The organism is Candidatus Nitrosotalea sinensis, from assembly GCF_900143675.1.
GTDB classification, from domain to species: domain Archaea; phylum Thermoproteota; class Nitrososphaeria; order Nitrososphaerales; family Nitrosopumilaceae; genus Nitrosotalea; species Nitrosotalea sinensis.
The window spans coordinates 394,568-406,087 of the sequence record NZ_FRFC01000003.1 but is presented as its reverse complement, the minus strand read 5'-3'; the positions used below and the strand labels follow the sequence as shown (position 1 = coordinate 406,087).

At 38.2% G+C, this 11,520-nt stretch carries 11 protein-coding genes; 6 read left to right on the top strand and 5 right to left on the bottom strand.

Translation table 11 applies throughout. The features are described 5' to 3' along the window. Window positions 1–21: 21 nt before the first annotated feature. The 4 genes from NSIN_RS03925 to NSIN_RS03910 are packed head-to-tail and all read left to right on the top strand — an operon-like array spanning window position 22 to window position 3,904. Entirely contained in the window at window positions 22–303 is a 282-nt protein-coding gene (locus NSIN_RS03925) for a 4a-hydroxytetrahydrobiopterin dehydratase (RefSeq protein ID WP_101010038.1), read from the top strand. Window positions 304–361: 58 nt separating this feature from the next. Further along, the gene (locus NSIN_RS03920; protein ID WP_101009482.1) at window positions 362–1,183 is read left to right on the top strand and encodes a 6-pyruvoyl trahydropterin synthase family protein; all 822 of its coding nucleotides are present in this window, start codon (window positions 362–364) and stop codon (window positions 1,181–1,183) included. 2 nt (window positions 1,184–1,185) lie between these two features. Next, a complete protein-coding gene (locus NSIN_RS03915) occupies window positions 1,186–3,501 on the top strand; it encodes a valine--tRNA ligase (RefSeq protein ID WP_101009481.1) in 2,316 nt (771 codons plus the stop codon). Between the two features lie 34 nt (window positions 3,502–3,535). Continuing rightward, window positions 3,536–3,904 (top strand): VOC family protein, encoded by a 369-nt coding sequence (locus NSIN_RS03910; RefSeq protein WP_101009480.1) that lies wholly within the window; start codon window positions 3,536–3,538, stop codon window positions 3,902–3,904. Window positions 3,905–3,908: 4 nt separating this feature from the next. Here the strand turns inward: NSIN_RS03910 and NSIN_RS03905 are convergent, their stop codons facing one another. After that, window positions 3,909–4,487 carry an NADPH-dependent FMN reductase gene (locus NSIN_RS03905; RefSeq protein ID WP_101009479.1) on the bottom strand — a complete coding sequence of 193 codons (579 nt, stop codon included), beginning with the start codon at window positions 4,485–4,487 and terminating at the stop codon, window positions 3,909–3,911. An 89-nt stretch (window positions 4,488–4,576) separates the two neighbouring features. Here NSIN_RS03905 and NSIN_RS03900 point away from each other — a divergent pair, with 89 nt between their 5' ends. After that, complete coding sequence (locus tag NSIN_RS03900; protein WP_101009478.1) at window positions 4,577–5,575, top strand: zinc-binding dehydrogenase; 999 nt, start codon at window positions 4,577–4,579, stop codon at window positions 5,573–5,575. Between the two features lie 262 nt (window positions 5,576–5,837). Here NSIN_RS03900 and NSIN_RS03890 read toward each other — a convergent pair whose 3' ends face one another. From NSIN_RS03890 to NSIN_RS03875, 4 genes are all read right to left on the bottom strand, one after another. Then, complete coding sequence (locus NSIN_RS03890; RefSeq protein ID WP_101009477.1) at window positions 5,838–8,120, bottom strand: aconitate hydratase; 2,283 nt, start codon at window positions 8,118–8,120, stop codon at window positions 5,838–5,840. Window positions 8,121–8,191: 71 nt separating this feature from the next. Beyond that, window positions 8,192–8,809 carry a pyridoxal 5'-phosphate synthase glutaminase subunit PdxT gene (gene pdxT, locus NSIN_RS03885; protein ID WP_101009476.1) on the bottom strand — a complete coding sequence of 206 codons (618 nt, stop codon included), beginning with the start codon at window positions 8,807–8,809 and terminating at the stop codon, window positions 8,192–8,194. Next, window positions 8,806–9,774, bottom strand: coding sequence for a pyridoxal 5'-phosphate synthase lyase subunit PdxS (gene pdxS / locus NSIN_RS03880; RefSeq protein WP_101009475.1), 969 nt, complete (start codon window positions 9,772–9,774; stop codon window positions 8,806–8,808). The genes pdxT and pdxS overlap by 4 nt, the downstream gene beginning before the upstream one ends. A 22-nt stretch (window positions 9,775–9,796) precedes the next feature. Beyond that, the gene (locus tag NSIN_RS03875) at window positions 9,797–10,330 is read right to left on the bottom strand and encodes a hypothetical protein (protein WP_133124048.1); all 534 of its coding nucleotides are present in this window, start codon (window positions 10,328–10,330) and stop codon (window positions 9,797–9,799) included. 410 nt (window positions 10,331–10,740) lie between these two features. Between NSIN_RS03875 and NSIN_RS03870 the strand changes: the two genes are divergently transcribed. Further along, window positions 10,741–11,373, top strand: coding sequence for a hypothetical protein (locus tag NSIN_RS03870; RefSeq protein WP_101009473.1), 633 nt, complete (start codon window positions 10,741–10,743; stop codon window positions 11,371–11,373). The last annotated feature ends 147 nt before the right edge of the window (window positions 11,374–11,520 follow it).

The window sequence follows — 11,520 nt, the reverse complement described above, 5'->3', positions numbered from 1 at the left end:
AGGATTATGCAAAAAACAACAATGCAAAGACTTTCCGAAGAGCAGATAAAGTCAGAGTTGTCAAGATTGCAAGGATGGAGTGTCGTAAACGGAAAACTTCACAAAGACTACATCTTTGATGATTTTATTGATGCCTTTGGTTTCATGTCCAAGGCTGCAATACACATAGAAAAGATGAATCATCATCCAGAGTGGTTTAATGTGTACAACAAGATATCAATTGACTTGGTGACCCATGATGCTGGCGGCATAACTCAAAATGATATTTCCCTTGCAAAGACTTTGGATTTGCTAAAAAACTAGACAGAAACAATACAAGACCTGTACAGAATTTATATACGGACTGGGCACATTTTTTCAAATGCCAGCAGGCTCTACAATTTTGGATTCTGATTTTAAGTACATAGACGGGAAAGGGAATTTGCTAAGAAGCAGAACCGAACTTTCAATAGCTCAGATGCTAGAGTTTCTACAGATAGAATATCAATATGATTATGATATAACATTAAAAAATGGAAAAAAAACTAGGGTCGATTTTAAGACAGACAAGGGAATAATCGAAGTAATAGACGTTGAGTCAGACATAACAAAATACAAGGAACTCAAACAAGAACTATCTGATACAAAGGTGATTGCACTTGGGCATCCAAAATTTTCAGCAAGACTGTCAGAGCTCCAAGACATTATCTTATACAAGACTCAGGAGGTTCAGACAGGTTCCATATTTATGGAAGACCAGTCATTTGCATTTGACTATGCCCACATACTTCCTCTGGTGGAAAAATGTTCTATCTTACATGGACATACATCTTCAGTAACAGTAGAACTAGTAGGTGAGATGAAAAATAATCTATTGATGGATTTTGGCGACGCTAAAAAAATAATTAAAGAAGTAATTTCAATTTTAGATCACAAGTTTTTCATAAATGAGAAATATCTAATCAAAGAAGAAGATGATCAGTACAGAATTGCATTTGATGGACCAAAGGGAAAGTTTGATCTTCAAGTTCCAAAACATACAACATATCTTTTGAAAGGAGAAGCAACTGTTGAAAATTTGTCTACTGAATTAATAAAACTACTAGTTCCAAAGATGCCAAAAAATATCGAGGCAGTAGGCGTCTACATCTACGAGGGCTACAACAAGGGAGCCCACATCATATCACAAATATCAAAGATCTAGACATGGAGCCAACTATCAAGGAGACCGCATGGAATCCAGAGATTGAAAAACAGATACTAAAACAATGGGACGAGTCTCACATTTACGATTTCAAGGCAGAAGGAGATGTCTTTGTGATTGATACTCCTCCTCCATATCCATCGGGAAGGCCGTGGCACATTGGTGCAGCATCACATTATGCACAAATAGACATGATTGCAAGAACTGCAAGAATGTTTGGCAAAAATGTCTTGTTCCCCATAGGAATAGACCGAAATGGTTTGCCTGTGGAGATGTACACAGAAAAAAAACACAACATAAGAATGCATGAGACAGAAAGAGGAGAATTTTTGAAACTTTGTGCAACTGCATTAGATGATCTTGAGGCAGAAATGATACAAATAATGAAGAGTCTAGGCCTTAGCGGTAATTTTGCAGAATATTACAGAACAGATTCGGAAAAATATCGTACACTCACCCAGTCTACATTCATAGAAATGTGGAAAAAGGGCCAGATTTATCTTGCAAACAGGCCCAATAACTATGACTGGGTCACTGGTACTACCATTGCTGATGCAGAGATAACCTATGAAGAAATTCCAACAAAACTCGTGCATATGAAATTTAAGATAAAAGAATCTGACAGAACTATAATCATTGCAAGTACAAGACCTGAGCTACTATGTGCATGTCAGACAGTAATTGTAAATCCTGATGATGAAAGATATGCAGATGTTATCAGAAACAAAGTGACAATTCCGCTTGTAAACAGAGAAGTTGAGATAAGAACACATCCATCTGCTGAAAAAGAATTCGGTTCCGGTGCAGTAATGGTATGTAGCTATGGTGATCAAAATGATGTTGCACTGTTTCGAGATTTGAAACTAGAAGAGATTGCCGCAGTAGGAATGAATGGTAGAATGAAAGAAGTGGCAGGATCATATGCAGGACTAAAGGTAAAACAAGCAAGAGAGAAAATAATTGAAGATCTTCAAAACCAAGGTTTTGTAGAAAAGATAGAGAACATCAATCATCGCACCCCAATATCTGAGAGAAGCAAGACTGCAATAGAAATCATCTCAATGGAGGAGTATTATTTGAAACAAAAAGATTCTGTTGAAAAGATAAAGGAATTAGGATCAAAGATTGATTTTCACCCATCAATGCACAAACAAATTCTCATGAACTGGCTAGAATCAATCTCAATTGACTGGCCCATATCAAGAAGGAGATTTTACGGAACGGAGATACCCATATGGTATTGCAAAAAATGTAACGAACCACATGTTCCAGAACCTGGAAGATATTACAGGCCATGGAAGGACCCAAGCCCCATATCAAAGTGTACCAAGTGCGATTCCACGGAATTTGTGGGAGAGCATCGCACCTTTGACACCTGGATGGACTCTAGTGTGTCTCCCCTATACATAACAAAATACAAACAAGATGAGGAATTTTTCAAAAAAACCTATCCTACTACAATCAGACCCCAATCAAAGGACATTGTACGTACATGGCTTTATTACACAATACTACGATGTGAGCAACTCACAGGAAAGACCCCATGGACTGATGCGTGGATAATGGGCTATGGAGTAGATGAGCATGGTGCCAAGATGAGTAAGAGTAAGGGAAATGTCATCGATCCTCTCCCAGTCATCCAGAAATTTGGAGCTGATACTTTTAGGTTTTGGAGTGCAAGCGAGATAAATTTAGGTTATGACTTTAGGTGTTCTGAACAAAAGATAGAGACTACAAAAAAATTCCTCAGCAAACTTTGGAATGTCTCCAGATTTCTTTCAGGATTTCCAATCATAAATTCCGGAACTCTAAGTGCTTCTGACAAGTGGATACTCTCTGAGCTTGACAAGGTCATAGAGGAATGTAAGAAGGGATATAGCGAATACAACTTTTTTGTACCAGCCACCGCACTTAGAGAGTTCACATGGAATTTGTTTGCTGCACACTATATTGAGATGGTAAAGGGAAGAGCATACAGCTCAGGATTCACAGAACAAGAAAGAGATGGTGCAATATTTACACTACACAAAGTTTTATCATCTGTTTTGATACTACTTGCACCAATTACACCATTTATCACAGATTATCTTTGGCAGAATCTTTATTCAAAAGATACCGTACATCACCAAAAATTTGTCAAGTCAGAAGGCCATGAAGACTGGACAAGATTTACAAAAGAAATAACAGAATTCAATTCAGAAGTATGGAATAAGAAGAAAAGCATGAACTTGTCTCTGAAAGATACCATAGAAATGACAATACCAGAGAATTTGGAACCATTTTCAAAGGATCTCAAAGCTATGCATAACATAATCTAAGAAGTTTAATAGCACGAAGATCATTCAATGAATCATGTCACGTATCGTACATTTTGACATACCGTCAGACAATCCAGAGAGAGCACAAAAATTTTACCAAGAGGTGTTCGGATGGGAATTTACCAAGTGGGATGGTCCAATGGAATATTGGATGATAAAAACAGGAGATGACAAACAGCCTGGAATCAATGGAGGAATGGCAAGAAGAATGCCAGGTCAGATAGGCATGACAAATACTATAGAAGTGTCATCAATTGAAGAATACATTTCCAAAATTACATCAGGTGGAGGCCAAGTACATACACCCAAGTTCCCCATTCCAGGAGTAGGGCATTTTGCATTATGTTCAGACACAGACGGAAACATTTTCGGAATAATTCAGATGGATAGCAATGCAAAATAAGATTTCAAGATACTAGTTTTGCTAACAAGTGGGCAACATCAATACCAACTTTTTTTACCTGATCCTCTTGTTTTTTGTCTTTTAGTGCACCGTCAGCATCAAATGCTTCATGTGCTTTAGAAATAGCAACTTGATGAGGAGTTACAAGTACACCAATATTTCCAAGAATAGAACGAACATGTACCAATCCACGAAGGCCTCCAAGTGCTCCAGGAGATGCACTCATCAATCCTGCAACTTTTCCTTGAAAACATGCAAGCGGTGGTTCACCCTCAGTCGGTCTTGATGTCCAGTCAATTGTATTTTTTAGCACACCAGATATAGAACTGTTGTATTCAGGCGACGAAATTAGAAAACCATGGTGTGATATCATCAAGTCTTTTAGTTTGCGTGCATTAGATGGAAGACCTTCCTTTTGTTCAAGATCACCATCATAGAGCGGCATTGTAAAATCACGAAGATCAATTACAGTTACATCAGCACCTGCATCTTTTGCGCCAGATGCTGCAATCTTTACTAGTTTTTTATTAAATGAATCACTACGAGTACTTCCTGCAAATGCAAGAATTTTGGGTTTTACCAATCTACAGTTCTTTGAACATTATTGCTTAACAAGTTTTCTGAGAGTGTTAGTGGTGTTCTTTAAATAACAATTTTTCTTGTCAAACATAGTTGAAAGCAATAGTCATACGAAAACATGGAGGCCCGGGTGTTTTATCATATGAAGATGTTCCAGATCCAATACCTGAAAAAAATCATGTCTTGATCAAGGTAAATTATTGTGCAGTAAACCATCTGGATATATGGGTTAGAAATGGAATTGTAGGTAAAACAGTCACATTTCCACACATTCTTGGATGTGATATTTGTGGAACTCTCATGGAAGGATTTGGGAAATTCAAAAAAGGCGACAAGATTGTTGTTTACCCAGCATTTGAGAGCAACGTACCACGTGTATCTTTTGGAATAATTGGAGGCTTTGGTAAATATCAAGGCGGATATGCAGAAATCATCCAAGTTCCAAAAAGGAACATAATAAAAAAACCAGCAGAACTTTCCGATAAGGAGGCTGCTGCAATAAACATATCATACTTGACGGCATGGAATATGCTTGAAAAATCAAGATGTAAAAAAGGCGACATTATTCTCATATGGGGTGCAAATAGCGGAGTAGGTTCTGCAGCAATACTGCTTGCAAAAGCAAAGGGCCTCAAAGTCATAACAATTGCATCCGATTCAGACAAGGTAAAGTTTGCAAAAAAACTTGGAGCAGATTTTGTAATAAACAGAAATACAAGCGATGTCACATCAGAGGTCCTCAGGATTACAGATAACAACGGGGTTGATGCAGTGATTGATCATGTTGGTGCAAAGACATGGCCTACAAGTCTTGAAGTCTTGAAGGTAAGAGGCAATATGATTGCATGTGGAACCACAACTGGCAGTGATGCAACAGTAAACATCAGATCATTTTACAGCAAAGAGGCTCAAATAATTGGAGGATATCTTGGGACAAGAGCACAACTTGTTTCACTACATAAATTCATGAAACAAAAAAAGATCAGACCCGTAATTGACAGTACATATGACCTGAAAGACGCCAAGAAGGCTCATCAAAGAATGGAAGACAGCAGCCAAACCGGAAAGATATTACTACAAGTATCTAGCTGACAAATTTTCTACACTCACAATCAACCACAAGACAAGTCTCACTGTGCCGAATATGATCATCAAGTCCATGACCGCATTTGACATTTTTGCACGTATGCCTATTTTTTTCTCTCTCGACAACCTTCCTAGCTATGGAATTTGCTTGTTCTTTGGAGTACCCTTTTTTATCAATGTAATAATGAACTACCCTATTGTAAAGCTCATTTGGATCAAATGTATGACTCAACCCTGACAACAAAATGTCATCCAAACTATTAGTTCTTTAGTTTGTTTGTGCTTCCTTCTCTCTCAAGATATTAAGCGCAGAGCCTGCCTTGAACCACTTTATTTGAGAATCATTATACGAGTGTTTGAGTGCAATCTCGTCCTTTGTCCCATCCTTGTGATGAAGTATACATTTGATGTTTTGTCCAGGCTGCATGTTTGATAGACCTAGCACACTTATCTTGTCAGACTCTTGTACTTTATCATAATCAGATGAGTTGGCAAATGTCAGTGCAAGCACTCCCTGTTTTTTCAAGTTAGTTTCATGAATACGTGCAAAACTTCTTGCAATTACTGCTGCACACCCTAGATATCTCGGAGACATGGCGGCATGTTCTCTACTGCTTCCTTCACCATAATTATTGTCACCAATTACAATCCATTTTAGTGAATTCTGTTTGTATTGTCTTGCAATAACTGGAAACGATTCAGTATTTCCATTTAGTTGGTTTTTACCCTTGCCAATATCATTTGTAAAAGCATTTACCGCTCCAAGAAATACATTATCACTTATCTTGTCTATATGCCCGCGCAATGACAGCCAAGCACCTGCAGGAGAGATATGATCAGTTGTACACTTGCCTTTTGCCTTGAGTAAAAGCGGCAACTCGACAAAATCTTTGCCATCCCATTTTTGGAATGGTTCAAGTTTTTGCAATCTTCCACTTGTGGGATTTATGATGACTTCAACTTCATCAGGATTTGCAGCAGGTGGAACATAGATGGAACCAATGTTTGAGAAACCTTTGGACGGAACCTCAGGTGCTTTTTTGGGCGGTTCCAGTTTGAATTCCTTTCCATCAGAACCTATTAATGTGTCTTTTAGCGGATTAAATGAAAGCCTGCCACCAAGTGCTAGTGCTACAATCAATTCAGGACTGCCCATAAAGGCCATTGTCTCTCTTCTTCCATCATTTCGCCCCGGAAAGTTTCTGTTAAATGAAGTAACTATAGTGCTTGGTTCACCAGGTTTTATCTCAGGTCTATTCCATTGACCAATACATGGGCCACATGCGTTGGCAAGAACGGTTGCACCTATATCGTTTAGAGTGTGCATCTGTCCGTCTCGTTCAATTGTTGCTCGTATTTGTTCTGAACCCGGTGTTACAAGTAGAGGAATTTTGATATGAATTCCATGTAATTTTGCTTGTTCTGCAACAGATGCAGCTCTTGTCATATCCTCATATGAGGAATTAGTACAGCTTCCAATCAATGCAACAGATATTGTATCAAGATATTTGCTATTTTTGACATCTTCAGCAAGATGAGATATAGGCCTTGCAAGATCTGGCGTATGCGGACCTGCAATGTATGGTTCCAGTGTGGACAAGTCAATCTCAATTACTTTATCAAAGTATTTTTCAGGGTTTTTCTCAACTTCAGGATCTGCAACCAGTAGATCTCTATGCTTGTTTGCAAGATCAGCAATAGGTCCTCGGTTAGTAGACCTCAAGTAAACATCCATTTTATCATCATATGGAAATACAGAACAAGTGGCACCAATTTCTGCTCCCATATTTGTTATGGTTGCTTTTCCGGTACAACTAATTGATTTTGTGCCAGGACCAAAATATTCTACAATTGCATTTGTTCCTCCAGATACAGTAAGTTTCCATGCTACATACAATATGACATCCTTTGGTGCAACCCATCCGTTTAGCTCTCCTTTAAGGTGAATTCCAATTCTTTTAGGATACAAAAGTTCCCACGGGAATCCTGCCATAACTTCAGTTGCATCCAATCCCCCAACTCCAACAGCAAGCATGCCCAGACCGCCAGCATTTGGCGTATGAGAATCAGTTCCAATCATCAATCCTCCAGGAAATGCATAATTTTCAAGCACAACTTGATGTATTATTCCTGCACCGGGTTTCCAAAACCCTAATCCATACTTTCTTGAGGATGATTCAAGAAATTTGTATACTTCACTATTCTCATCTAATGCCACTTTGATATCTACATCTCCACTGACCTTGGCTCGAATCAAGTGATCACAGTGAACAGTTGTAGGAAGCATGGTTCGTTTGAGCCCTGACTGCATGAATTGCAATATAACCATCTGTCCTGTTACATCTTGTAGTGCAACTCTGTCAGGTCTTAGAAAAGAGTAACTTTTTCCAGGTTCAAGATCTTTTGCACTTGCAATATCATCAAGATGTCCAACAAGAATTTTTTCAGTTAGTGTGAGAGGCCTGTTTACTATTTTTCTATATTTAGCAATATTTTCTTCCAGCTTTGCATAAACCTTGGACACCATCTCAGGAGTAGTTTCTATCTGCATCACTGTAACATAATATGACAGATTTGGATTTAATATAAACGGTATTTCCCAGATATGTATACAATAGCGCGCTAGTGTTTTGCTTTAACCAATCCTACAAAGTATTTGTGGAGTGATATATCACCAGTCAATTCAGGATGAAATGATGTTCCTAAAATGTTTCCTTGTTTTACCGCAATTATTTTTTCATTGAATTTTGATATTATTTCGACATCTTTTCCAGTCTCTATTATGGATGGCGCACGTATGAAAACTCCCTGGAATTTAGAAATTCCAATTTTTTCCATAGATATCTCAGATTCAAAAGAATCTTTTTGTCTTCCAAAAGTATTTCTTTCTATTCGAACATCAAGGTAATCTAATAACGGTTGATCCATTTCACCAACTACTCGGTCTTTTGCTTTTTTTGAGAGCATTATCATGCCTGCACAGATTCCAAATACGGGCATGCCACTTGCAATTTTTTCTTTTATCTTTTTCAAAGAGCCATTAACAAGAGATAATGTGCCTATAACCGTGCTCTCACCGCCTGGTATTACAAGTCCATCAAGATCTTCAATCTGTTCTGGGGTTTTCACTTCAGTTACTATTCCATCCATGCCGAGGTCTTCTATTGCCATCTTTGTTGCCATTACATTTTCTGCAACATCTCCCTGAACTGCAAGTACCCCAATGTTAATACCGCTCATGCTGTACTACCTCGTTCTTGCATTCTAAGTTCCAAATTCTTGGTGTCAAGTCCAAGCATAGATTGTCTTTCATCAATCATTTTTTGTGCTTCTTTTACTTTATCTGGATCTTCCCAGAACGTAGTTGCAAGAACTATTGCTTGTGCTCTTTCCTTAGCATCATCTGCCTTGAATATTCCAGATCCTACAAATACACCATCACAACCCAAGGTCATAAGATATGCAGCATCAGCAGGAGTGGATATTCCGCCTGCTGCAAAGTTTACAACTGGCAGCCTACCTAAACTTGCAGTCTCTTCTACAACAGAATAAGAAACCTTGAGTTCTCGTGCAACACTAATCAAATCTTGTTCATCACCTGCATCATAGATAGATTTGATACGTCTTAATTCTGTGTTAACATTTTTGATATGAATTACTGCTTCTGCAACATTTCCAGTTCCTGGTTCACCTTTTGTTCTTATCATAGCAGCACCCTCTTCTATTCTTCGTAATGCTTCTCCTAGGTTTCTTGCCCCATTTACAAAAGGACTAGTAAAATTCCATTTCCATATGTGTCGATTTTCATCTGCAGGAGTTAGAACTTCTGATTCATCAATCATGTCTACATTTGTTTCTTGTAATACCATTGCTTCATAGACATGACCAATTCTGCATTTGGCCATCACTGGGATTGTTACCGAGTCCATTATTTCTTGAATAATTCTAATACTTGCAGTCCTTGCAACACCACCAGCTTTTCTTACATCAGACGGCAGTTTGTCCAATACCATGACTGCAACTGCTCCAGCATCTTCTGCAATCTGGGCTTGTTCAACTGTTGTAACATCCATCACAACTCCATTTTTTAACATGTGAGCAAAACCACGTTTTAGTGTAGATGTTCCTCGTATAGTACCAAAGGACCCAACTTTTTCTTTTACTACTCCTTTGGTATCGCCTAAATCACCAGAAAGTGGAATCATAAGATTTGATCGTCTCCTTAGGCTATTTTATTATTTCCGCAATGACGTCATCCAAACTACTTTGAACGTGAGTCATCAAGGGAGGAATAAATGCGTCAGTAGAATTTTGGTCTGGCCATTGCATATTAACAGATTTGCCATTCAATGTTACCTGTAACCCAAATTTTTCATATTGACTTAGATCACTTTTTACAGGATAGTTAGTTGACGGGATTGCCATAAATCCTGTTTCTTTTATCAGAGCAGTCAATCTTTTTACCTCATCTTTTGATAATTGGTATTTTTTATCAGGTTCTGAATACCCGTTCTTTGTTAAACTATAGGTAGTTTGACCATCATTTGATATAGTTAGAACTTCAGTGGTATCTGCACCAATACTTTGAGTCATACCAAACGATATTTTCTGTAAATGTTGCTTACTGTATTCTATTGATATTACATCATCATCATTTACTGCAACATTTGGGATTTCAGGACGTAAAAGTGTAGGAACTACGATAAACAGGGCTGCAAGTATAGGGATTGCTGCCAATAGAACAATTATGGGACGGACCAAAATCTACTCCCAGCGTGTACAATATCACAGTACAAAGCTTTCTTGTAACAGCCCAACGCTCAAAGAAAGTTACATGGTACCAATAAATCTTCAGCAACCAAGTAAATTAAAATTCAAGTGCATTTATGGTCATTACGTGGGGTCGTAGCCTAGCCTGGCATGGCGACAGTTAAGATCACATGATCACCGCTAAGGGCTCCAGTGGTTTCACAAGCTTCACTGACGCAAGGATGATGTACAGTTTGGAGCTGTAGTGACCCGTGTGTCGCCGGTTCAACTCCGGTCGGCCCCACCATCTGATCTTTAGACAACCTTAACAGTTATAAGGAAAAAGAGAGATAGTAATTCTGCTAGGGGAGAATGGGACACATGAGTTTTACAATTACAAAAAAATTTCGAGGTAGTAATAATTGAGTAAAGGAAATTTTCCAACATTTGGTGCATCCAAGACTGGAACTTTTGTCTCTACTCTGAAAAACTATAATCTGCCTCCTTTCATTTTAGAAAAGGTTGCAGCAGATTGTAAATCAGAACTTGTTAGAAAAGGCAGAATTGAAGAACGGCTGCAAAGCATGAATGACTCGGCTCTTGAATTGTTGCATAAGGTTTTTGTTGATTGTCATGAAGATGAAAATGGCGTATATGCCAACTATAGATTTTTTGCATACATTTCAAGCATGTTCCACAAGTGTGAGATTTTATTAAATGAAAAAATTCCAGGCAATTCTGGTAAAGTGTACAAAGTTCCTATTGCAGTTAAAAACAACGGCATGTACATTGCTGTTGGAGTCAACAAATCTTCAGGTGGCCCAACAACAAAAAGAGAAGCAATCAAGTTTTACGAAATGGTAGACGATATCAAGAAAGGAGAGCATGGAAACCAACTCTCAGAAGGAGTCTTTGGATCTTCAGTAGGATTTGACGGTGAGGCACTTGTCGCACTTGAAAAACTAAGTACAAGTAGAAAGAAAGATCCTCAAAATAAGATTGATTTCAAAACAGCTAGTTTTCAAGACAGAATTTACTCTGTCACAAAGTGCTAGTGTTTCTTTTTAGCAGGACAAAATTTTGAATGTATTTGTTTTTCCACAGTAAGTGTGGTTTCATTTTCGTGAAATAGTTTCGTACTGCAATCCGGGCAAATGAATTCAGGCATAAAAAAACTCCAAATCACTTACTTATAGTCTTTT

Coding starts and splice junctions, on each gene's coding strand:
- NSIN_RS03925 (WP_101010038.1), top strand. CDS start 22: ATGCAAAGACTTTCCGAAGAGCAGATAAAGTCAGAGTTGTCAAGATTG.
- NSIN_RS03920 (WP_101009482.1), top strand. CDS start 362: ATGCCAGCAGGCTCTACAATTTTGGATTCTGATTTTAAGTACATAGAC.
- NSIN_RS03890 (WP_101009477.1), bottom strand. CDS start 8,120: ATGCAGATAGAAACTACTCCTGAGATGGTGTCCAAGGTTTATGCAAAG.
- pdxT (WP_101009476.1), bottom strand. CDS start 8,809: ATGAGCGGTATTAACATTGGGGTACTTGCAGTTCAGGGAGATGTTGCA.
- NSIN_RS03910 (WP_101009480.1), top strand. CDS start 3,536: ATGTCACGTATCGTACATTTTGACATACCGTCAGACAATCCAGAGAGA.
- pdxS (WP_101009475.1), bottom strand. CDS start 9,774: ATGATTCCACTTTCTGGTGATTTAGGCGATACCAAAGGAGTAGTAAAA.
- NSIN_RS03915 (WP_101009481.1), top strand. CDS start 1,186: ATGGAGCCAACTATCAAGGAGACCGCATGGAATCCAGAGATTGAAAAA.